This is a genomic window from Epilithonimonas hominis, from assembly GCF_003730015.1.
GTDB classification, from domain to species: Bacteria; Bacteroidota; Bacteroidia; order Flavobacteriales; family Weeksellaceae; genus Epilithonimonas; species Epilithonimonas hominis.
This window is the reverse complement of sequence record NZ_RJTU01000028.1, coordinates 26145-48249: the sequence shown is the minus strand read 5'-3', so window position 1 is coordinate 48249 and position 22105 is coordinate 26145. Positions and strand designations below refer to the sequence as shown.

The following is a 22105-nucleotide window of genomic DNA, read 5'->3' as shown; positions in this document are numbered from 1 at the left end:
GTCTTTTGCATTGTTTAAAATCTCAATCCTTTGTTCTTCTGTCATTTTACTAAAATTGTTTTTCAAATATATCAATTTAATGTGGAATGTAGTTCTTTATTAGAATAAGTGAATCCAACAACCGTAGAAAGTAAATTAATTGTTAACAAAACTTTTTGGTAATTCAGGAAAAGCTTTATTTTTAGGCAAAACAAAAATAATGTCATATTACCCGTTATCAAGCATACCAGATTATTACTCCATAGACGCTCTTTTGACCGAAGAACACAAGCTTATCCGCGATTCTGTAAGGAATTGGGTGGAGGGTTTTGTAATGCCGAAGATAGATGAAGCAGCGCAAAATCATACGGATATCCCAGGATTGATGAAAGAATTGGGAAATATCGGTGCGCTTGGCCCATACATTCCTGAAGAATATGGCGGTCCGGGACTTGACCAAATCTCTTATGGATTGATAATGCAGGAATTGGAAAGAGGAGATTCGGCAGTGCGTTCTGCGGCTTCTGTACAGTCTTCTTTGGTAATGTTTCCTATTTTCGAGTATGGTTCTGAGGAACAGAAAAGAAAATACCTTCCGAAGCTGGCTTCTGGTGATATGATTGGATGTTTTGGTTTGACAGAGCCTAACCACGGGTCTGATCCTTCTTCTATGGAATCCAAATTCACAGACCAAGGAGACCATTATCTTTTGAATGGTACCAAGATGTGGATTACCAATGCTCCAGTTGCAGACATCGCTGTAGTTTGGGCAAAAGGTGAAGACGGAAAAGTAAGAGGAATGATTCTGGAACGCGGAACGGAAGGTTTCACCACACCAACTACGCATAACAAATGGAGTCTTAGAGCATCGAAAACCGGAGAATTGGTTTTCAATAATGTGAAAGTTCCGAAAGAAAATCTACTTCCTAATGTTGAAGGATTGAAAGGTCCGTTATCTTGTCTTAACTCAGCGAGATATGGAATTTCTTGGGGTGTGATTGGAGCAGCGATGGATTGTTATTGTACGGCTGTTCAATATACCAAAGAGAGAAAACAATTCGGGAAACCGATTGCCTCTTTCCAGCTCCAGCAGAAGAAACTGGCAGAATTCTTAACAGAAATCACCAAAGCGCAATTGCTTTGCCTGCAATTGGGAAATCTGAAAAATGCACATAAGGCTTCGCCTGCACAAATCTCTATGGCAAAAAGAAACAATGTGAAAATGGCAATCGATATTGCAAGAGAATCCAGACAAATGCTTGGCGGAATGGGTATAATGGGAGAATTCCCGATGATGCGCCACGCTGCCAACCTGGAATCTGTGATCACTTACGAAGGGACTCACGACATTCATCTCTTGATTACAGGAATGGATATTACGGGAATCAATGCTTTTGGGTAATAAATTTTTTTCAAATAGTCTTTAAAAACAATTTGATTTATTCATTACATATAATTTTTACAATTATTTTTCTATAATATTTCCAACTTCAGAAAAGTTTTTTTTAATTTTGAAAAAAAACAAATGATGAAAAAAACTTTATTACTTGCTGTCTTTATGAGCTTATCGGGAAGCGCTCAGATTTCTTATTCATCTACAGATTATGCGGATATAGGAACTTCCATAAACCTAACCACCTCCCAAGGTATCGCGGCTTTTAATTTTACTCAGGCAGGAACTGATATCACATGGGATTATTCCGGCATCCAGGGTACCGGAACCGACACTTCCGAATTCGTAAACCCAACTTCTCAAAGTAACTACAGAACGATCTGGTGCCTGTATCATTCTTATTACCTCAATTGCAACAACCAGTTTAATAATGCTTTCAATCTTGCAGCACCATTGCCGGACGATTATTCTTTCGGAGGCTACAGTATCTCGGATGCCTATGTTTTTTATAAAAAAAGCACTTCGCGACTGCTGGCAAAAATGTATGCCGCACAAGTGAATCTCAACGGGACAAATGCGCCGCTAATCGTAGAATATACGCAGCCTGATGTCCTGTATCAATTCCCAATCATATATGGAGATTCTTACACCAATCCCAACAGCATCAGTATGAATTTTACAAACCTGGGTTACAATTTGCAGGTAGCTTCCACAGGAACACGTCAGAATACGGTAGAAGGCTGGGGAAAACTGATGATTCCTAATAAAACATTTACCAGTGTCCTGAAACTTAAGTCTGTATCCGATCACGACATTACCGTGACATATGAAGGAAATTCCACCACGCAAAATGTGAGAGAAGTTTCTTATCAGTGGTTTTCCAAAGACAGCAAAATCCCCGTCCTAAGTGTTACGGGAACCGAGACCAACGGCATCTTTGTTCCTGCTAATGCCAAATATCTTTATTTTCCGAATCTAAGTGTTTCCGAAACAGAAAAAAACCGGCTCATTATCTATCCGAATCCTGTAAAAAATACAATACAAACTAATATTACAGAAAAGGAAATTCTGTCGATCGGTGTTTACAATACGGAAGGCAGATTGGTTAGCAATTCTTTTGATGTAAGTTATCTTACGAAAGGGAATTATATATTGAAAATCACTACAAAAAATAAAAATTTCATAGGTAAGTTCATTAAAAAGTAATCTTCCGGATCACCTTTTCTCTTTCCTCAAACGGAACTTCCGGATTCAAAATTTCCGCAATCAGATTTCTGATGGAATCCTCTACTTCATTATCCTCAATATCAATGAAATTCAGTTTTTGTGGACCATTATTGACTTCGGCAAAAGACCAGATTGCAGTTTCTATATTTTCCGGATTGATATTCAAAACGTTTTTGATACAATATTTATAAATCGAAAGCTGTAACGCTTGTTTGTATTCATCATTAAAAAATAATTCAGGAAGTTTCTCTTCCTTATTTTTCCCAAGATTAACCGTTAATTTTTTAGGTTTTGCCGTTTTATAATCGATGACTCTTGTGATTCCGTCGAGTCTGTCGATTCTATCAATAAAACCATAAAAACTGATTTTATCGTTTTGATTTTCATCAAGGAAAAAATCACAATTGATTTCTTTTTCCAAATCCAAAATCTCCAAAGCAGAACCATTTTTGACTAACTCCAAATCATACTCCACAATATTACGAACGACCCTTTTGGCGATTTCTTTATGGATGTAATTCATTCCGCGTTCATAGAATTCCTGCTGATGTTTCAATTTTTCAATTGCAAAATCAATTGCTGAATCTGTTTGTTGAAGTAAACCTTCTAAATCATTAACCGATAATATTTTACCTTTAATCGGTTCGTGTAAATATTGCAATGCATAATGAACCAAATTTCCATAATTTCTTTGCGAAAGTTCTTCTTCAATTTCGTTGGTTTCTCTGGTTTTGAGAAGATTATTAAGATAAAAATCAATCGGATTATAAAGATAGGTCACAAGATGGGAAGGCGAAACTCGCTTCTTCCATTCGTTCAAAAGTCGTATTACTTCTTCATTTTTATCAATTTTCATCAATTCCTGAGCAATTGGCTCTGAGGAATTTTCGATAATAACGTGTTCAATCTTGTGCGGACTTTCCATTTCCAATTGGGTGATGAAACGGCTTTTTTCGCCTGTATTTACGCCCGAACTCAACGCATTGTAAAGCAAATGAACATTTTCCGAATTCTGGATCAATCGGTAAAAGTGATAAGCATAAATACTGTCATTTTCCAAGAAAGTATTCAAGCCGAAATTCTTGCGAACATCAAATGGAATGTAAGTATTTTGAGTGTTTCCTAAAGGTAATTTCCCTTCGTTAACGGAAAGGAGAATCACATTTTTAAAGTTCAAAAGACGTGTTTCCAAAAGTCCCATAATCTGGAATCCAGCCAGTGGTTCTCCCACAAAATCAATACTTTCTGAATTGACCAATTGATTAATGAGAACTTCGAGAGTTTCTACTTTAACATCAACGTGGTAAGGTAATAATTGATTTTTGATGATTTTGAAAACATTCTCAAACAACGCAATATTCTCATACTGAATGTCATCCAGTTCTTTGAATTTAAGCTCGTAACAAAATTTAATTAATAAATCTAAAAATTGTTGGGAGTTTTCTGGCTTCTGTAAAAGCTGGAAATAACTCAAATTTCCGAGTAATTCTTGTAGAAAAGTTTTGGAAATATAAACAATGTTTCTTTCCTCTATTGTTGCGACAAAATCCCTGATGACTTCAGAATCTTTTTCGTCATTTGGTAATTCTTCTAGGATTGGCAAAACATCGGCGTAATAATAGCTTGATGATTTTTTCTCCTGTTGTTTGTGAAGATAAAACAGTTTTTTAATCGCATTACTGAACGAGAGATTCTTTAACGGAAATCCCATTGTGATGTTTACGCTTTCTACAACATTTAAACTGTCTAAAACCGCAGGCAAAAGATTCTCATCCAACAGAACCAAAGCTGTTTCCGAGAATTCTTTTTTCGGAATTTTTTTTAAAATTTCAGGAAGGAATTTCGCTTGAACAATATTTCCCGAAACTTCATAGGTTTTAATATTTTTTGGTTGATTAAATTGATTTTCAATCCATTTAAAATCTCTGCTGTCATTAAACTCTTTCCATTTCAAGGTTTCTCGCAGGAATTTTCCGGATTCTTGTCTTTCGTCGTCAATATAATATTGGTCGGCTTGGAAATAAGTTTCCGCTTTATTCCATTGCAAAAGTTGTCTTGCCAATTGTTCTTCTACTCTAGACAACGCATTGAAACCACAAAATACAAATTGACGATTGGTTTGCTTAGCAAAGTTTTCAATCTTGGAAAATCCTTCCTGATATAACATTCCGGAAGTGGCGAGATTTTCTTTTTGAAGTTCTGATTTCAGAAGTGGTAGAAACTCGTTCATTTTTCGCCAGAAATTGAGGTTTCGTTTTCTTGGGTTGTCATCGTCGCCGAGGTTTTCGCCCCAATTTTTAATCCGTTCCTCGTCCAACATCCAAAGCAAAATTTTCTGGTCGTCATCGGAAAACTTCATCATATCGTCCCAATCTTTCTGCAAGGTCGGAAACCATTTCAAGAAACCAGAAAAATCTTCAGAAGAATCAATCTTATTGTAAATACGGAAAGAAAAGAGCCAAAGCGCAATTCCTTTGATTTCTACATTTTCTGAAAGTTCTGCGATGAGTTCGTCTATTGTGACGAAATTCGGTAAAAGTCCTTCGTAATGTTTTTCCTTCAGGATTCTTTTGATGAAAACCATTGGTCTTTTTCCGGGAAGAACAATATCCAGCTCGGAAATGTCCTGATGATTTTCTAATAACTCTGTAATAATCTTCTGAAGAAACTGCATTTTTTATAATTGATAATTGATTAATTATAATTGATAAAGCTAATTGGTGATAGACTGAAAATGCTCATACTATCTTATAAAAAAGCCTTTAAAAACTTAAAGGCTCAATTTAATTATTTTTTGATTCATTTAAACGTAAAGTCCGCAAATATTTTTTGAAAATATTGAAAACATTTTTAAGCTCGCAAAGACGCTTCGCTTATCAAACAATGACAAAAGTTGTGGTTAATTTCTTTTTGATTTTAAAACTTTATTTGGATGACAAAATCCCTAGCCCCGATTGACTCTTACTTTTATATTTCTATGTGCATCGTCTAAACTTCGTTTTGCAACGGCATCCTTTTTTGCTATTGCGATGGCTAAATGTTCAACAGATTGCTTCACTTCGTTCGCAATGACAAAAAAAATATAGTGGAAAGCGGGATTAAGCTCCTCAAATTATTCTACAACCACTTTTTTCTCAAGAAAAGTATTGGTTCCAGCGGTGTCTTTTCCTGTCCAGAATTTGAAAGTATAAGTTCCTATTTTTATGGGTTTGAAGTTAATTCTGCTACCATCAACATAAGTTCCGTCGCCACAAACGTCATTGGTTTTGTAAGCAAAATTGGCGATTGTGCGGACCGAATCGTTGGTGTAATTATAATCGTAACTGTAAATACCTTCACAAGTTTTTTTGAACGTAGAATAGGCTAAAATCTCCTGCGTGACACCCAGAGACATTGTATCCATCGGGATTTTCACGCTGTCTATTTTGGTTGCAAAAACTTCTTCAATCTGGCTGTAATCATCATTGTCCTTGCACGAAACGGCAAATGCTAAAAACACCGCTAAAACTGATAAAATAAATACTTTCTTCATAATCATTTCTAATTTAGTTATTGAAGTTACCTTTTGAAAGGTAAACTACTTTTTTGGTATCGAAAAATTCGCCTTCGAAATAATTTTTCAAACTGAAAATTTCTGCTTTCAATCCTGCTAATTCTTCGGCTAATTCTCCGCCTTTTAGATAAAGAACGCCGTTATGCTTTGGATTGAATTGGTCTTTTTCAAATTTTCCTCTCAGCCAAGTTAGGAAAACCGGCATCTGCGTTACGGCTCTGCTGACCACAAAATGGAATTTTTCCTTTAACTGCTCTGCCCTCATATGATGAGCAGTCACATTTTTCAGTCCGAGACTTTCGGCAACACCTTTTACCACTGTGATTTTTTTTCCGATGCTGTCCACCAAAGTGAATTGTACATTAGGGAATAAAATTGCTAAAGGAATTCCAGGAAAACCGCCTCCGGTTCCGATATCCAAAACTTTGGTATTATCTGCAAACGCCATCACTTTTGCGATTCCTAAAGAGTGAAGAATATGTTTCTCATAAAGACTGTCTGTGTCTTTTCTGGAAATCACGTTGATTTTCTCATTCCAATCTTTGTACAGCACTTCTAGTTCTGCAAATTGTTTTTTTTGTTCGCTGGTAATATTTGGGAAATATTGTAAAATTAATTCTAAAGACATAAGGCGAAATTATGAAAAGATTTGTTAATATCTATAAAAAAATACCGTTGGGAATTTGACAATGTTGTTTTAAAATGAGCCTTAGAAAACAAAAACATGTACTCTTTGTTTTACCTTGAGCATGTTTTGATAATTTTAAACTTTTATTAAAATAAAATCAAACAGTAAAATAACTATTCTCAATTAGGGAACATTCTATATTTTTGTTAAGTATTGATTTAGAACGAATAAGAAATTGAATTACTAAAATATAGACTTTTCAAACTCCATTTTCTGAGATAAAAAATTATATTTGTTTATTTATAAGTAATTAATATAATTCTTTTGATAATGAGTAAGATTTCTGACAGATTAAACAGGCTGAGCTATTCTCAGACTTTTGTAATGAGTAATAAGGCGCGCGAGATGAAAGCCGCAGGAATAGATGTTATTAGTTTAACTTTGGGAGAACCAGACTTCGATGTTCCGCAAAAAATTAAACAAGCAGCCTTTGATGCTATTAATGAAAACTACAGCCACTACTCGCCTGTACCAGGATTTTTAGAACTCAGACAAGCTATTTCTGCAAAACTGAAAAGAGATAATAATCTAGATTATAAACCCACTCAAATTTGTGTTTCAAATGGCGCAAAACAATCCATCATCAATGTTCTGTCGGCAATTGTGAATGACGGAGATGAAGTGATTCTTCCTGCTCCATATTGGGTGAGTTATGACGAAATGGTAAAATTGGTTGGTGGAACATCGGTTTTCATTGAAACTTCTATTGAAACAGAGTTCAAAATTACTGCTGAACAATTAGAAAAAGCTATCACGCCAAAAACCAAAGCCTTACTTTATAGTTCGCCTTGTAATCCTTCTGGAAGTTTCTATACAAGAGAAGAATTGGAAGCTATCGCCAATGTTGTGGCCAAATATCCGCATGTAACAATCATTTCTGACGAAATTTATGAGTTCATCAATTATGAAGGAGAGCACGTTTCTATAGCAAGTTTCCCTCAAGTTTATGAGCAAACAGCAGTGATAAACGGAATGAGTAAAGCGTTTGCAATGACGGGTTGGAGAATCGGATATTCTGCTTGTCCAGAATGGCTTGCAAGTGCTTGTGACAAAGTTCAGGGACAAATGACCAGTGGCGCAAATACAGTTGCTCAAAGAGCTTCTATCACTGCTTTACAAATGGATCCGTCTGAGTTGCAGTATATGATTTCAGAATTCCATAAAAGACGTGATTTGGTTTTTGATTTGATGAAAGACATCAAAGGTTTCAAATGCAATCTTCCGAAAAGTGCGTTCTACTTCTTCCCAGACATTTCTTATTTCATCGGAAAGAATCTTAATGGAACAGAAATTAAAGATTCAGATGATTTTGCCATGTTCTTACTGGAGAATGCACACGTTGGTTGTGTAGGCGGTGTAAGTTTTGGAAGTCCAGAATGTATTCGTTTTTCTTATGCAGCTTCTGAAGCAGAACTGAGAGAAGCCATGAGACGAATTAAAGATTGTCTTGATCAGTTTTAATAATTAAATCCGCTTTATTAAAGCGGATTTTTTTATGAGTTTCATCATTTTTTTTCTAATGTTTTTTGCCGAAATTTGGTATAAATTCAAGTCGAGACATATCTTTCACTTCGATAGATTTTATAAATTACATTTTGTTTTCCAATTCATAAAATCTGTTTAATTTTGTCACAGAAAATTTAAATAAACAATTTAAACTTAAATATTATGTCATTAGTAGGTAAATTATTTCCAAATGTAGCAATTGATGCAATGAGTGAAATGGGTGATGATCTTAAAATCAACATCTTCGAAGAAGCGGTTAATAATCAGCAAAAAGTACTTTTATTCTGGTATCCGAAAGATTTCACTTTCGTTTGTCCAACAGAACTACACTCGTTTCAAGAGGCTTTGCCAGAGTTCCAAAAAAGAAATACAATCGTAATCGGAGCTTCTTGCGACACGAACGAAGTTCATTTCGCTTGGCTAAACACCCCAAAAGATAATGGCGGAATAGAAGGTGTAACATATCCAATTCTAGCAGACACACACAGACAATTAGCAAATATTCTTGGAATTGTAGATCAGGATTTGGAATATGATGAAGAAGGAAACGAGGTATTTACAGGATCTAACGTAACTTACAGAGCGACTTACCTTATCGATGAAACGGGGAGAATTTTCCACGAGTCTGTGAATGATATGCCGCTGGGAAGAAACGTGAAAGAATATCTGAGACTTGTTGACGCATATGCACACGTTCAGAAGCATGGTGAAGTTTGTCCTGCTAACTGGGAAGAAGGTAAAGACGCAATGAACGCCGACAGAAAAGGTGTTGCTGAGTACCTAAGCAAAAACTAAATCGATTTGATAATGAGATAATATGATGATTTGTTTTTATCAACTCATTAACAAATCATCATATTTTCAAGTTAATAATTATCACATTTAAAAAATCACAAAAATGTATATAGAACTTACAGGAGACACATTACAGCAAATCATTCAGGAGAATGACAAAGTAATGGTTCAATATGGAGCAACTTGGTGTGGAAACTGCAGAATTATGAAGCCAAAGTTCAAAAAATTAGCTGCAGAAAATGAAGATATCCCTTTTTATTATGTGGATGCAGAAAAATTTCCGGAAAGCAGAAAATTGGCAACGGTAGATAATCTACCAACTTTTGCAGCATTTGAAGGGGGAAGTTTGAAAAATCAGGTTCAAACCAATCAGGCTGAAAGCCTTAACAATCTTTTCAGCGAATTAAAAGGTTAAAAATTAAGAAATTTCTTAATCTCTAAATGTTATAATTTCTAAATTTATTAAAATGAAATTACCAATCATAAGACAATTTTACCAGAATCAAACGCCGGAAAAACTAGAAGCTACGCTAGAAGTTTTAGAAAGTTTTTGCGAGTTCCGTAATGTTTCTGAGGAAGATATGAATGTTGCTGGTGAGTTGATAACCAATATCTGCGGTGCTTTAGAAGTTCACGCTAATGTAAAAAACGGAATGAGTGAAAAAGACGCACTTAATTCTTTTGCCCAGAAAGTAATGGGCTCCATCGACAAATAAAAGATAAATTTTATATAATAAAATGGCTTTAGAAATTCTAAAGCCTTTCTAATTCTTAAGAATCATCAGACTCCGTTTATGCTTTTGGAAGCCATAATGTTCATAAAGCTTTTTTGCTTTCTCATTATGGTTTTCTATTTCCAGAAGTACAACAGGAAACTTTTTTTCAGCTGAATAGTCTTTTACGAATTCCAGAGACTTTTTCCCGAGAGATTTTCCCTGATATTCTGGTTTAATGTACAATTCATCTAAAAACAAAATCTCGCCTCCAAACTCGAAACTGAAATATTTTGTAAGAATAATATATCCTGCAATCTGCTCCTCAGAGATGATTTTGAAACATTCGCCATATTTGTCATTTTCAATAAATATTTCAAAATTTTTTGTAACCAGATTCTCGTTGAAGGGGTAATGATCTATGGCATAAAAATCCTTCATCATTTTACATAATACAGGTATATCGGTAATTTCGGCCCTTAAAATTTCTTGATTCATTTTTTCTTTTTATTTTCTCGCCATAGCCAAGGTGCAATGGCATTCTGATCTTGCCAAAGTCCTACCCTATTTTTTCTTGCCAGATTTTCCAATTGAGCATACTCAGCGTTGTTGGAATATTTTTTATAATGCCATGCCATTCCTAGCCGAAGCATTTCTTTATTTACGTTTTTATTTTTATCAGTAATGATCACAGCGATCAAACGCTTGTAACGATCATATTTTTCGGATTGGACAGTCACAATTTTCCCGAAACAAAGATCTGACAATGCCTTCTTTGAGTTATTCCCAAAAGGTTGAGTTCCTCTTTTTTCCGGAGCGTCAATATGAGCTAATCTTATTTTTATAGGCTTGTATCTAAATAGGACTTCCATCGTGTCGCCATCAGAAATGCCAATCACTTTTGCAGAAAAAGTTTGGTTCCTCAAATTGGCATCCACATCCTGACTAAAATAATACACACTGCTGAAAAGCAATAAAAGGAAATATTTCAAAATCTTAAATTTCAAATTTTTTCTTGGCCAGTTCTTTTCTCACCCGGCTCAGACTTTCTGCCGTAATTCCCAAGTAAGATGCTACCATCCATTGTGGTGCTCTGAGCATCAGGTCCGGATATTTCTTTATAAAATCCAGATAGCGTTCTTCTGCCGTTGTACTGATTAAAGCATTCACTCTGTTTTGTAGGTTTTTGATGTGATTGAACATCAGCCTTTGATTTTTTTCTGCTACATCGGGATAGATTTTAGATAAGTTTTCAAAAAAACCTTCTCTTGTTACCACAATGATGCTATCCTCAATAGCTTCTATGTAAAACCTGGATTTTTCATTCAGTAGTTGGCTAGTGGTATCAGAGATAATCCAGTTTTCCGGAGCAAATTGTATCACATGTTCCTTTCCAGCTTTATCAATAGAATACATTCGCAAAAGTCCTTTTTCTACGAAAAATGTGCAGTCAGAGACCTCGCCTTCTCTCAGAATAACTTCATTCTTTTTAGCGTGCTTTATTTCATAAAATGAAGAGCACATTTCCAAGCTTTCTATTGGCACACCTAGTATTCTGGAAAGATGATTCCGAAAGTTATTATATTCCATTTGCAATTTTTGTTAAGTTTAGGAGGTGTATTATATTTTATCCAGATCAATATTTTGATGAGAAGCATTGTAAATCGCTTTTCCGTTTTCTAAAACAATAAGCTGCGGGCTTTGATGTACAACGTCAAAGCGTGATTCTATTTCATTCGAAATAGATCTGTACGCCAAAAGATCAAGAAAATAATAACCAAAATTTTTATCCGACTCCTGCATTTGCTTTTCGAAGGAACGAAGTACGGTTTTGCTGATAAAGCATTTCGTAGAGTGTTTGAAAATCAGAACTTTTTGCTGAGAAGATTTTTCTAATGCTGCATCCAGATCTTTTTGTGATTCTATTTTCTTCCACAGCGATGTACTGTGATCCTGATCTTCTTTTTTTCCGAATATTTGATCTAAAAATCCCATAAAAAACATTTAGGTAAATTTAGGATTTTCCTTTGGTAAAATAAAATTTTTTAATCAGTGTCCATGAAAAAGATGCCCGCCTAAAGCTAGCGCAATACCACAGATAACCAGGACAATTTTTTGCCAGTCCATCTTATGATTTTTGTTGCTCTCAAAAATAATGACGGACGAAATATGAAGGAAAATTCCGCCCACTACTGCCAAGAAATAAACTTTCAGATTTTCGTCAAAGTATTTTCCTAAAATTATTCCTAAAGGTGAAGCCAAGGCAAATACCAAAACAATGAACCAGAATTTGGTTGTAAAATTTTTGCTGTGTGCCAAGAAACTTCCCAAAACAAAAGAAATCGGAATGTTATGAAATAAAATACCCAGAAGATAAGGCGACAACGTTTCTTTCTCGTGGGACAAAGGAATTCCTTCTATAAAAGCGTGGACAAAAAGTCCAATAATCAAAGCAACTGGAATGATAGAATGCTCATCCGAATGATGATGAAGATGTCCGTGTTCAAAGCCTTTGGTCAAACTTTCCAATAACATCTGAATTAGAACTCCAAGAATCACGAAAATCCCAATATTATGGTCTTCGGAATGATAAACTTCTGGAAAAACTTCATTCAAGCAAATCGTTATCAGGAAACCTGCGCTTAAAATGAGAAGATTTTTGGCGAACTGTTGTTTGCTTCCGAAATATTTTCCGAGAAAAACGCCAATCAGAACACTTAAAATTAATAGAATAATTATCATAATTTAGATGGAAATTGGAAGTGGGATGCTGGAAGTCTTCACGCTTCCATCTTCCGACTTCTGACATTTAAACAAGTTAATACATCTCTGAGAACTCTTTTCAACAAATTCGTTCAATTGATAATCGCCCCAACGCTGGATTAATTCAAAACCAAAGTCTTCTGCAAATTTCAGAATTTTCTCTGGAGAAGTCAGTTTTACACGTTCGAAAAAATGAAACTTTTTGCCTTGGTCTTCAAAATCTATTTCTTTGATAATAAAATCATTCTCAATATGTTTTTGAATATTAAAGGTAATATTTTCTCTTTCGATGGAACTGTTTGGAACGATGCCATTTTTCACATAATCAGAATTCAGAAAATCCAAAACGAAATAACCTTCATCCTTCAATACATCGGAAACAGACTGGAAAACACTTCTATCCTCTTCCTCCGTTTCAAAATATCCAAAACTCGTAAACAGATTGAAAACCGCATCTACATGCTCACTTTCTATTTTATTTCGCATATCGTGAACTTGAAACTTCAAAGTTTCTGTCTCAAACTGTTTATCAAAACGGATACTTTGCTCAGATAAATCCAACCCTAAAACATTATAACCTAATTTGTTAAGGTAAACCGAATGTCTGCCTTTTCCACAAGCTAAATCAATTATTTTTGAATTTTTCTCAAGATTCACGTAATCAGTTAAAAGATTCAGAAAATCTTCTGCTTCTTGGTAATCGTGATTTTTGTAAAGAATATGATAATATGGTGTATCAAACCATTCTTCGAACCATTGCATCCTGCAAAAATAGTGATTTTTGGTGGACAGTGGATAGTTGTTTGTTGATGGTTTTTATAAGTTATAATAATTTCTATCAACTATAAACCAACAACCATCAACTAAAATCCATATTTTTGCGCTATGAATACAGATAATCTGCAAATACAAATCAAAACTTTCTTTGGTCTAGAACAGGTTTTGGCTGAAGAAGTTAAGAAATTAGGAGGTAAAAAAGTGGAAGTTAAAAACCGCGCCGTAACTTGTGAAGGCGACCTTGGTTTTCTTTACAAACTCAATTATTCTTGCAGAACCGCTCTTAAGATTTTGGTTCCTATAATGGAGTTCAAAGCTTTTAACGAGACCAAATATTACGATAAATTATACAAGTTTGAATGGGACCAATTTTTGGAGCCGAATCAAACTTTTGCGATAGATGCGACTGTGAACTCTGAGAGATTCAGTCACTCGCAGTTTATGACTTTGAAAATGAAAGACGCCATTGTTGATTATTTCCAGGAAAAACATAAGGTAAGACTGAACATTAGTAAAGACAATCCGGATATCAAATTCCATCTTCATATTGACAGAGAATTGGTTTCGATTTCTCTTGACAGTTCTGGAGACCCACTTTTCAAACGTGGTTACAGAAAGGAACAAACGGTTGCGCCAATTAATGAAGTTTTGGCTAGCGGAATGTTGCAACTTGCTGGTTGGGACGGAAAAGGTAATTTCCTAGACCCAATGTGTGGTTCCGGAACGTTATTGATAGAAGCGGCGATGATTGCAATGGATTTGCCAGCACAGACTTTCAGAAGGAATTTTGCTTTTCAGAATTGGAAAAACTATGATTCTGAATTATTCAAAACCATAAAAGAAGTACGACTGAACCGTGTGAAGGAATTCACCGGAAAGATCGTTGGTTACGATATTGATTATAGCGCCTTGGATGCAGCAAGAGCGAATATTGAATCAGCAGAAATGGAAGATATCATCGAAGTAAGAAAACAAAATTTCTTTGATTCAGAAAAAGATATGTTCCCTTTATTAATAGTGTTCAATCCGCCTTATGATGAGAGAATTTCTATCAATGATGATGATTTCTACAAGAAAATCGGAGATACTTTCAAACAAAATTATCCAAATACTTTGGCTTGGTTGATTTCTGCAGACTTGGACGCTCCGAAGAAAATTGGATTGAGACCTTCAAGAAAAATCAAGCTTTTCAATGGGAAATTGGAGACGAGATTTTTGCAGTATGAAATGTATGACGGGACAAAGAAACTTCATAAAATTAAAGAATGATCGGTAATCTCATCGAATTAATTTTTGAATTTTTCAATCTTTTTTCAAATGGAAATGGAAAAAAGAAAAATGATAAAGAAGCGAAACAACATTTCAAAAATTTGAAATAAATATTAAATTATAAAATTGAATCCAACAATCTCCATCATCATCGCTATCTTCAATAGAAAAGACGAATTATTCGAGCTTCTGAATTCTCTTTCTCATCAGACAGATAAAAACTTCGAAGTCATCATTGTAGATGATGGTTCCAAAATAGCACTTCTCCCAACGGTTGAATTATTTCAAGAACAATTGGATATTCAGTTTTTTAGGAAAGAGAATTCCGGGCCTGGACTGAGTAGAAATTATGGTGCAAAAAGAGCGAAAAATGAATGGTTGATTTTTGTAGATTCTGACGTGATTGTAGAAACAGATTACATTGAAAATATCAAGAAAAACATTATTGAGAATCCTTGTGATGCGTTTGGAGGTGCAGACAAAGCGCACAGAGGTTTCAATCTGATGCAGAAAGCCATTTCTTATTCTATGACTTCAGTTTTCACAACTGGCGGAATCCGCGGAAACAAAAAAGCCGTGACGAAATTTCAGCCAAGAAGTTTCAATATGGGCGTGAATAAGGAAAAATTTTTGAGCATTGGTGGGTTTTCTGAAATGAGAATTGGCGAAGACCCAGATTTATCAATGACGTTTTGGGAAAATGGCTACACCACTTTATTCTACGATAATATTGGCGTTTATCACAAACGTCGAACTGACTTTGGCAAATTCTCAAAACAAGTGTATCAATTCGGTTGTGCAAGACCAATCCTTAATCAAAGACATCCAAAATATGTGAAACCTACGTTTTGGTTTCCGAGCCTTTTTCTGTTGGGTTATCTGGTTGGAGTTATTCATTATTTCGTTTGGGAAAATGGGTTGATTCTTGCTTTGTATGGACTTTATACATTTCTAGTTTTCTTGCACGCTTTGATTGTTACAAAAAATATCAGCATTGCCGGAATGGCGATAATTTCTACTTACATCCAAATGTTTTCATACGGTTACGGTTTTCTTAAATCTTGGTTTATGCTCAATATTCTGAAACAAACTCCGCAAGAAGCATTTCCAAAACATTTTCACTGATTTCTTTAACATTTACTTATTATTAATAAACATTTGCTTGGAATATTTTTTGTAAATTTTGATGTTGTAAAATTCATAATACTATGTCAAAAAATATTGCCGAACAATTTGTAGAGATTCTTGTAAAAGCAGGGATTAAACGTATATATGCTGTCACTGGAGACAGCCTTAATTTTTTAAATGATGCTATAAAACGTGAAGGTTCTATCCAATGGATCCACGTAAGACATGAGGAAGTCGGTGCTTTTGCGGCGGCTGCCGAAGCTGAGCTAGATGGTTTGGCGGTCTGCGCAGGAAGTTCTGGTCCAGGACACGTTCATCTGATTAATGGTTTGTACGAAGCTAATAGAGGAAATGTTCCAGTTCTTGCCATAGCATCAACTTGCGAGAGTTCTGAGTTTGGTACATCTTATTTTCAGGAAACTAATACCATCAAATTGTTTGATGACTGCTCTGTTTACAATCAGGTAGCCAATACACCAGAACAAGCTCCAAGAATGTTACAAGCTGCTTTTCAACACGCCATATCACAAAAAGGCATTTCGGTTTTAGGTGTTCCGGGTGATCTTTTTGAGGCTAAATGTGAAAAAAACATTAGTTCTGATCTCGTATTCAAGACAAATCCTAGAATCATTCCTTCAGAAGAAGAAATAAACTGGATCGCAAATCAGCTTAATTCAGGAAAAAAAGTAGCAATCTATTGTGGAATAGGAGCTTCCGAAGCTCACACAGAAGTTGTTGCTTTAGCAGAAAAACTGAAAGCACCAATAGGATATTTTTTCCGTGGAAAAATGGGTATTCAATATAATAATTCTTATGAGGTTGGAATGACTGGACTTTTGGGTTTACCTTCCGCCTTCAAAGCGATGCACGAAGCTGATATTGTTTTACTTTTAGGTACCGATTTTCCTTATGTAAAATTTATGCCTACTGATAAAGTAATTATTCAAATAGATGATAAGCCAGAGCGTTTAGGAAGACGAGCCCAATTGACAAGAGGATTTGCTGGAAAAATAAAGGATTCTTTAATTAATCTTCTACTTTTAATTAAAATCAATGATAATCAAGATTTTCTTGACAAGCAACTAGACTTCTATCAAAAAGTAAAAAAAAATCTTAGATCTTATGTTGAGGATAAAGGCAAAGAAAACCATATCTCACCCGAATTCGTAGCGGAAACAATCAATCAAAAGGCTAATAAAGATACCATTTTCACAGTCGATACAGGAATGTGCTGTGTCTGGGGTGCTAGATATCTAGAAGCTACTAGAGAGAGAAAACTCTTAGGATCTTTCAATCACGGCACTATGGCCAATGCAATGCCAATGGCTATTGGTGCTCAGCTGTCCCATCCGGATAAGCAGGTGATTGCACTTTGTGGTGATGGCGGACTTTCTATGTTGTTGGGAGATATCGCGACCATCAAACAATATAATCTTCCCATCAAGATTATTGTATTGAACAACAGATCTTTGGGAATGGTAAAATTAGAAATGGAAGTTAACGGTATTCCTGATAACGAAACTGATGTGGTTAATCCAGATTTTGGGTTATTGGCTCAAGCTTTCGGCATCAATGGCATCAATGTTACAGATCCGGAAAAAGTAGAAACATCAATTCAAGATGCATTAGCAATTGATGGTCCAGTTTTGGTCAATATTTTTACCGATCCAAATGCTCTGGCAATGCCACCAAAAGTTGGCTGGGAACAGATGAAAGGTATGGGCGTTGCGATGACAAAAATGATGCTGGATGGTAACTTCAAAGAAGTTGCGGATACTATCACAAGCAATTATAAGCATATCAAAGAAGTTTTATAATCTCACAAATCCCAATTTGATATTGGGATTTTTTTATTTTAATTAAATTGTAATAATCAAAAAAAGCTTCACACAATGTGAAGCTTTTAGAAAATAATATATAACCTTAGTTTAGAGAAACTATTTCAAAGTAATCAGTCTGTTAAACACAGCGCCGTCTTTTGTTACGCTGATAACATAGGCAGCAGAATTATTGGCATTGAAATCAAATTTAAGATTGATCTCACCATTTTTTGTATTAACAGTTTGGTTGTAATATTCATTGTTAGCTAAATCTGAAATGGAAACATTGACGCCGTTTTCAACATTGTTCATATATAGTTTTACTATGTTGTTTTCAATCGTATATTCAGGTTTATTTAATGCCAGTACAGGGGTTTTTTCTGCTTTCACATTTCCATCTTTATCAATGGTCACTCTATATTTTTCTATTTTGAATTCCGATTCAGCTACCAGAAAATATTCGCCTGTGGAAAGGGTAGAAAGATCATAGGTTTTCTCAACAATAGCTCTGTTGCCAAGATTTTCTGAGTAGATTTCATCTTTTCTATCGTTATAAAAATAAAGAGAGACATTCTCCGCATTCACAACCTCAAACTTTAAAACTTTGGAACTGACGTCCACTAACGATATTGAAAAGACTCTATCTTTTGCTGAGATGTTAATTGTGAAAAATAATGCACCCACAATTAGACTTAACTTTAATATATTTTTCATAATAATTGATTTACTTGATTAATGATGAAGCAAATCTATAGAGGATTAAACTCTTATAATACCATTCAATTTTCAGAAGTATATACTATTTTAACATTAACTAAATATTAATTTAGTATTTAAGACAATATAAAACATATATTTATATTATCTTATCTTTGTGCAATGAAACATTATAATCCAGTTTTAGAATCTGTTAGTCCTGATGTGGGAAGCAGTTTTACATGTCTCAAATATCATCGTGATGAAAATATAAAGTCCAATTTCTGGCATTATCATCCGGAAATTGAGCTTATATTTGTTCACAAAGGTTCTGGTAAAAGACAAATAGGCAGTAATATTTCTTATTTTACTGATGGCGATCTGATTCTTATCGGAAGTAATCTTCCGCATTGTGGAATGACGAATGAGAACACAAAAAATGAATATGAAGTGGTGATTCAGTTTTCAAAAGAATTTCTCGGTCAGGATTTTTGGAAGGCTGTAGAAATGAACAGGATTTCTGCATTGTTGAAAAAAGCAAAAAGTGGAATTGTTTTCGGGGAAGATTTTAAAAAAGCTTTGAAACCCAAAATTGATGCATTGACGGAATCACATTCTCTGATCAAATTGCTTCTTCTGATTGAAGTTCTGGATCAGATGTCACTAACCCAAGATTATAAAATCCTAAATGCTTCAAAATACTATTTGCAAACGCAAAAAGAAGATAATGACCGCATCAATGTGATTTTCAATTATGTGAAAGACCATTTTAAGGAGCAAATCACTTTGGAAACCGTTGCCGAATTATCCAATATGACAGTTCCTTCTTTTTGCCGATATTTTAAGAAAATTACAAACAAAACGTTCACTCAATTTGTGAATGAATATCGAATCACGCATTCTCTAAAACTACTGGCAGAACAACCAATGAGTATTACCGAGGTTTGTTTTGACAGCGGATTTAATAATTTCAGTTACTTCAACAAAACTTTTAAAGAACATACGCAGAAAAGTCCGTCTCAGTATCGGAAGGAGTTTAGTAATATTTTGGCTTGACAGATTAAGAAATCACATCAAAGTATTTTCGCATTTCTTCAATTGTCCCCAAACTAATCCGCGTCCACTTCCCTTTTTCTTCATACGTTTTTCCGCCGAGAATTTTAGCTTCTTTCAACTTTTTGAAGTAATCGCTTTTGTAATTTTCCAATGAGAAATAAACAAAATTAGCAGAAGATGGAATGGTTTTAATTCCCCGTTTATTAAATTCTGAAATCGTAAAATCTTTCACTTTTTGATTGTTATCCAAAACTTTAGAAATAAACTCTTTATCATCCATTCCCGCAATTGCACCAGCCATTGTTACAACACTTATTTCTGCACCACTCCAGCTTTGTAGTTTCTTCAATTCAACAATTAATTTTGGGTTTCCGATAGCGTAACCTAATCTTGCACCTGCAAATCCATAAAGTTTGGAAAATGTTCTCGTGACAATCAGGTTTTTATAGACATCAACCAAATCGCTGAGAGATTTCTGAGTCGTAAATTCGATGTAAGCTTCATCAACCAAAACGATAATGTTGTCTGGAATTGATTTGATAAAATTCTCAATTTCCAGTCTTGAAAGCAAATCTCCTGTTGGATTATTCGGGTTGCAAATGTAGATGAGCTTCGTGTCTTTTTGGATAGAATTTTTCATCTTTTCCAAATCGATTTTCTTTTTATCGTTCAGCTCAATCACCGATTTTGACATTCCAAGAAACTCAGCGATAGGTGCGAATATCGTGAATGATGGGTCTGGAATAATGATGTGACCTTTGTCCAGAGACACATATTTGGTAATCAATTCCAAAAGAAAAGACGAACCCGCAGAAACCAAAATATTCTCTTTTTTGACATTATTATTTCCAGCAATTTTCTCACACAAAACATCAGCCAATTTGAAATCATACCTAGAGGATAGACTCAGACTTTTCTGCATTGCTTCCAAAGCTTTGGGCGAAGTTCCAAACGGATTTTCGTTAAAGCAAAGCCGAATTGTTTCGTTGCTGTTTTTTAATTCATTGAAATTCGGAGTTTCGTTTGCCAAAAATTCTAATGGCGAAAGTGTCAAAGCTGCACTTCCCAAAAAAGCGGTTTTCAGCCAATCTCTTCTGTTGATATTCATGCCGGAAAATAATTTCTCCGAATTTAAACATTTTAAAATATTATAAAACAATATTGAACGTTTAATTTAATTCACGACAACAGCTTTATAATCATTCAGTTTTCCTAATCTATTCAGAGATCTTATTACGAATGTTGATAATTTTTTTCCATTAGATTCTGAAGGAACCTTTTTGGACAACAGCTCTGGAGCAAGAATTTCTGTCTGCCAAGTATTGCCATATTTCAGATATAGCACGTACGATAATGCTTCAGATTGTTTATTCCAATTCAGTAAGAAGTGACCTTGCTGTTGTGTCCACGTCACATCCAACTCCGGCAGATTTTTTGAAGACAGCCATTTGGTTTCAGGAATCAGGGCTTTATCTTTATACACGTTTAGCTTCAGTTCATCCTGCATTGCTTTACTTTTAGTGATTCCCGCTATGCTCCAATGCACTTGGCCTGTATTATTTTTTACAATTTGTCTTGTAACATCTATTTCTCTTGCAATTTCTGAAACAGGATTCGAAGATTTTATAGCAACAGTATTAAGACCTGGCCAAAGATGGCGACCTTTTATATTTTCATCGTTCCACCATTGCAACAAGAGTGGAAAGCTTTGACCTGCTGAGTCAATCGGCCAATAAAGTTGTGGCGTAAAATAATCGATCCAGCCTTGGTTCAGCCAAAGTTTGGCATCAGCATACAATTCATCGTACTGAGAAGACCCTTTGATTCCAGAAGGAAAACCGGGTTTCCAAATTCCAAACGGACTGATTCCAAATTTTACATCATTTTTTTGAATTTTGATTTCGTCATAGATTCGCTTCACGAATTTGTTGACATTTGCTCTTCTCCAATCTGCTCTGGAAAGTGTTCCGCCAGAGTTTTGGTAAGCTGACCAAGTTTTGTAATCCGGAAAATCTTTTCCTCCGTTATATTCGGCGTAAGGATAAAAATAATCATCGAGGTGAATTCCATCCACATCGTATCTTGAGATGATGTCTTTTATCACTTTTGAAGCCTGCTCTTGCGTTCTGTCATCAGCCGGATCAAACCAATACATTCCGTTTTTCAGTCTCACCACATTTTCTGGTGATTTTCTAACCATAGATTCTGATGAAATGGTACCTCCATTGGAATGATGCGCACGGAACGGATTGAGCCAAGCATGGAATTCTAAACCTCGTTTATGACATTCTTCAATCCAAAACTCCAAAGGATCATATTCTGGATAAGGTGCAACACCAATTTGTCCAGTTAAAAAATAAGACCAAGGTTCGTGAGGGCTTTTATACAACGCATCAGCCGAAGGACGAACTTGTAGAATAACCGCATTGAAATTCAAACTTACCAATAAATCCAAAAGCTGAACAGCTTCCTGCTTTTGTTGATCTGCGGAAAGATTGTTTCGGGAAGGCCAATTGATATTCGCCACTGAGGCAATCCAAACTGCACGGAACTCTCTTTTGATTTCAGGTAAATCAATGTTATCCAATTTGACAACTGGTTTTGGCGGAAGTTTAACTTCTGTCTTTACAACAGGTTTTTTAACATCTGATTTGGAAGTTGATTTTTTAGTTTTTGTTGCACAAGAAACCACAAAAACTGCCAGCAATAATATTTGGAAAAATGATAATCTGAAACGCATAG

22 protein-coding genes are annotated in these 22105 nt (G+C 35.1%); 10 read left to right on the top strand and 12 right to left on the bottom strand.

What is annotated here, in order from left to right; all coding sequences use genetic code 11:
* Window positions 1-199: 199 nt before the first annotated feature.
* On the top strand, window positions 200-1381 hold the full coding sequence (locus EGH73_RS04040; protein WP_123280805.1) for an acyl-CoA dehydrogenase family protein: 1182 nt from the start codon (window positions 200-202) through the stop codon (window positions 1379-1381).
* Window positions 1382-1507: 126 nt separating this feature from the next.
* Window positions 1508-2578 (top strand): T9SS type A sorting domain-containing protein, encoded by a 1071-nt coding sequence (locus EGH73_RS04035; protein WP_184808069.1) that lies wholly within the window; start codon window positions 1508-1510, stop codon window positions 2576-2578.
* On the opposite strand, the gene EGH73_RS04030 is transcribed toward EGH73_RS04035, so the two are convergent.
* The 3 genes from EGH73_RS04030 to rsmG form a co-directional block, all read right to left on the bottom strand.
* Window positions 2568-5273, bottom strand: a complete 2706-nt coding sequence (locus EGH73_RS04030) for a PD-(D/E)XK nuclease family protein (protein WP_123280797.1) — start codon at window positions 5271-5273, stop codon at window positions 2568-2570. The genes EGH73_RS04035 and EGH73_RS04030 overlap by 11 nt on opposite strands.
* Before the next feature lie 438 nt (window positions 5274-5711).
* Window positions 5712-6131, bottom strand: coding sequence for a hypothetical protein (locus EGH73_RS04025; RefSeq protein ID WP_148041678.1), 420 nt, complete (start codon window positions 6129-6131; stop codon window positions 5712-5714).
* A 13-nt stretch (window positions 6132-6144) separates the two neighbouring features.
* Window positions 6145-6780 (bottom strand): 16S rRNA (guanine(527)-N(7))-methyltransferase RsmG, encoded by a 636-nt coding sequence (rsmG, locus tag EGH73_RS04020; protein ID WP_123280795.1) that lies wholly within the window; start codon window positions 6778-6780, stop codon window positions 6145-6147.
* Between the two features lie 330 nt (window positions 6781-7110).
* On the opposite strand from rsmG, the gene EGH73_RS04015 reads away from it, so the two are divergent.
* From EGH73_RS04015 to EGH73_RS04000, 4 genes are all read left to right on the top strand, one after another.
* Window positions 7111-8301, top strand: coding sequence for a pyridoxal phosphate-dependent aminotransferase (locus tag EGH73_RS04015; protein ID WP_123280794.1), 1191 nt, complete (start codon window positions 7111-7113; stop codon window positions 8299-8301).
* A gap of 207 nt (window positions 8302-8508) precedes the next feature.
* Complete coding sequence (locus EGH73_RS04010) at window positions 8509-9141, top strand: peroxiredoxin (protein WP_123280793.1); 633 nt, start codon at window positions 8509-8511, stop codon at window positions 9139-9141.
* A gap of 103 nt (window positions 9142-9244) precedes the next feature.
* Entirely contained in the window at window positions 9245-9556 is a 312-nt protein-coding gene (locus EGH73_RS04005) for a thioredoxin family protein (protein WP_123280792.1), read from the top strand.
* A 52-nt stretch (window positions 9557-9608) separates the two neighbouring features.
* Window positions 9609-9857, top strand: coding sequence for a DUF6952 family protein (locus EGH73_RS04000; protein ID WP_089770138.1), 249 nt, complete (start codon window positions 9609-9611; stop codon window positions 9855-9857).
* Between the two features lie 48 nt (window positions 9858-9905).
* On the opposite strand, the gene EGH73_RS03995 is transcribed toward EGH73_RS04000, so the two are convergent.
* From EGH73_RS03995 to EGH73_RS03970, 6 genes are read right to left on the bottom strand one after another with little or no spacing between them, the layout of a single operon-like run.
* A complete protein-coding gene (locus EGH73_RS03995) occupies window positions 9906-10352 on the bottom strand; it encodes a GNAT family N-acetyltransferase (RefSeq protein WP_089770137.1) in 447 nt (148 codons plus the stop codon).
* Window positions 10349-10846 carry a thermonuclease family protein gene (locus tag EGH73_RS03990; protein ID WP_245985408.1) on the bottom strand — a complete coding sequence of 166 codons (498 nt, stop codon included), beginning with the start codon at window positions 10844-10846 and terminating at the stop codon, window positions 10349-10351. The genes EGH73_RS03995 and EGH73_RS03990 overlap by 4 nt, the downstream gene beginning before the upstream one ends.
* A gap of 4 nt (window positions 10847-10850) precedes the next feature.
* Entirely contained in the window at window positions 10851-11444 is a 594-nt protein-coding gene (locus EGH73_RS03985; RefSeq protein ID WP_123280791.1) for a Crp/Fnr family transcriptional regulator, read from the bottom strand.
* A gap of 30 nt (window positions 11445-11474) precedes the next feature.
* Complete coding sequence (ytxJ, locus tag EGH73_RS03980; protein ID WP_089770155.1) at window positions 11475-11849, bottom strand: bacillithiol system redox-active protein YtxJ; 375 nt, start codon at window positions 11847-11849, stop codon at window positions 11475-11477.
* A 54-nt stretch (window positions 11850-11903) separates the two neighbouring features.
* Window positions 11904-12596, bottom strand: a complete 693-nt coding sequence (locus tag EGH73_RS03975; protein ID WP_089770135.1) for a ZIP family metal transporter — start codon at window positions 12594-12596, stop codon at window positions 11904-11906.
* Window positions 12597-12599: 3 nt separating this feature from the next.
* The gene (locus EGH73_RS03970; RefSeq protein ID WP_123280790.1) at window positions 12600-13379 is read right to left on the bottom strand and encodes an SAM-dependent methyltransferase; all 780 of its coding nucleotides are present in this window, start codon (window positions 13377-13379) and stop codon (window positions 12600-12602) included.
* Window positions 13380-13502: 123 nt separating this feature from the next.
* On the opposite strand from EGH73_RS03970, the gene EGH73_RS03965 reads away from it, so the two are divergent.
* The 3 genes from EGH73_RS03965 (at window position 13503) to EGH73_RS03955 (ending at window position 17608) form a co-directional block, all read left to right on the top strand.
* Entirely contained in the window at window positions 13503-14663 is a 1161-nt protein-coding gene (locus tag EGH73_RS03965; protein ID WP_123280789.1) for a THUMP domain-containing class I SAM-dependent RNA methyltransferase, read from the top strand.
* Between the two features lie 126 nt (window positions 14664-14789).
* Entirely contained in the window at window positions 14790-15788 is a 999-nt protein-coding gene (locus EGH73_RS03960; RefSeq protein ID WP_089770132.1) for a glycosyltransferase, read from the top strand.
* 83 nt (window positions 15789-15871) lie between these two features.
* A complete protein-coding gene (locus EGH73_RS03955; RefSeq protein ID WP_123280788.1) occupies window positions 15872-17608 on the top strand; it encodes a thiamine pyrophosphate-dependent enzyme in 1737 nt (578 codons plus the stop codon).
* A 120-nt stretch (window positions 17609-17728) separates the two neighbouring features.
* On the opposite strand, the gene EGH73_RS03950 is transcribed toward EGH73_RS03955, so the two are convergent.
* Window positions 17729-18325, bottom strand: coding sequence for a hypothetical protein (locus EGH73_RS03950; protein WP_123280787.1), 597 nt, complete (start codon window positions 18323-18325; stop codon window positions 17729-17731).
* A gap of 165 nt (window positions 18326-18490) precedes the next feature.
* Between EGH73_RS03950 and EGH73_RS03945 the strand changes: the two genes are divergently transcribed.
* On the top strand, window positions 18491-19363 hold the full coding sequence (locus EGH73_RS03945) for an AraC family transcriptional regulator (protein WP_123280786.1): 873 nt from the start codon (window positions 18491-18493) through the stop codon (window positions 19361-19363).
* Window positions 19364-19367: 4 nt separating this feature from the next.
* Here the strand turns inward: EGH73_RS03945 and EGH73_RS03940 are convergent, their stop codons facing one another.
* Window positions 19368-20471, bottom strand: a complete 1104-nt coding sequence (locus EGH73_RS03940; protein WP_123280785.1) for a pyridoxal phosphate-dependent aminotransferase — start codon at window positions 20469-20471, stop codon at window positions 19368-19370.
* Window positions 20472-20537: 66 nt separating this feature from the next.
* A complete protein-coding gene (locus EGH73_RS03935) occupies window positions 20538-22103 on the bottom strand; it encodes a glycoside hydrolase family 10 protein (protein WP_123280784.1) in 1566 nt (521 codons plus the stop codon).
* Window positions 22104-22105: the final 2 nt, after the last annotated feature.

Coding starts and splice junctions, on each gene's coding strand:
- EGH73_RS04040 (WP_123280805.1), top strand. CDS start 200: ATGTCATATTACCCGTTATCAAGCATACCAGATTATTACTCCATAGAC.
- EGH73_RS04035 (WP_184808069.1), top strand. CDS start 1,508: ATGAAAAAAACTTTATTACTTGCTGTCTTTATGAGCTTATCGGGAAGC.
- EGH73_RS04030 (WP_123280797.1), bottom strand. CDS start 5,273: ATGCAGTTTCTTCAGAAGATTATTACAGAGTTATTAGAAAATCATCAG.
- EGH73_RS04025 (WP_148041678.1), bottom strand. CDS start 6,131: ATGAAGAAAGTATTTATTTTATCAGTTTTAGCGGTGTTTTTAGCATTT.
- rsmG (WP_123280795.1), bottom strand. CDS start 6,780: ATGTCTTTAGAATTAATTTTACAATATTTCCCAAATATTACCAGCGAA.
- EGH73_RS04015 (WP_123280794.1), top strand. CDS start 7,111: ATGAGTAAGATTTCTGACAGATTAAACAGGCTGAGCTATTCTCAGACT.
- EGH73_RS04010 (WP_123280793.1), top strand. CDS start 8,509: ATGTCATTAGTAGGTAAATTATTTCCAAATGTAGCAATTGATGCAATG.
- EGH73_RS04005 (WP_123280792.1), top strand. CDS start 9,245: ATGTATATAGAACTTACAGGAGACACATTACAGCAAATCATTCAGGAG.
- EGH73_RS04000 (WP_089770138.1), top strand. CDS start 9,609: ATGAAATTACCAATCATAAGACAATTTTACCAGAATCAAACGCCGGAA.
- EGH73_RS03995 (WP_089770137.1), bottom strand. CDS start 10,352: ATGAATCAAGAAATTTTAAGGGCCGAAATTACCGATATACCTGTATTA.
- EGH73_RS03985 (WP_123280791.1), bottom strand. CDS start 11,444: ATGGAATATAATAACTTTCGGAATCATCTTTCCAGAATACTAGGTGTG.
- ytxJ (WP_089770155.1), bottom strand. CDS start 11,849: ATGGGATTTTTAGATCAAATATTCGGAAAAAAAGAAGATCAGGATCAC.
- EGH73_RS03975 (WP_089770135.1), bottom strand. CDS start 12,596: ATGATAATTATTCTATTAATTTTAAGTGTTCTGATTGGCGTTTTTCTC.
- EGH73_RS03970 (WP_123280790.1), bottom strand. CDS start 13,379: ATGCAATGGTTCGAAGAATGGTTTGATACACCATATTATCATATTCTT.
- EGH73_RS03965 (WP_123280789.1), top strand. CDS start 13,503: ATGAATACAGATAATCTGCAAATACAAATCAAAACTTTCTTTGGTCTA.
- EGH73_RS03955 (WP_123280788.1), top strand. CDS start 15,872: ATGTCAAAAAATATTGCCGAACAATTTGTAGAGATTCTTGTAAAAGCA.
- EGH73_RS03950 (WP_123280787.1), bottom strand. CDS start 18,325: ATGAAAAATATATTAAAGTTAAGTCTAATTGTGGGTGCATTATTTTTC.
- EGH73_RS03945 (WP_123280786.1), top strand. CDS start 18,491: ATGAAACATTATAATCCAGTTTTAGAATCTGTTAGTCCTGATGTGGGA.
- EGH73_RS03940 (WP_123280785.1), bottom strand. CDS start 20,471: ATGAATATCAACAGAAGAGATTGGCTGAAAACCGCTTTTTTGGGAAGT.
- EGH73_RS03935 (WP_123280784.1), bottom strand. CDS start 22,103: ATGCGTTTCAGATTATCATTTTTCCAAATATTATTGCTGGCAGTTTTT.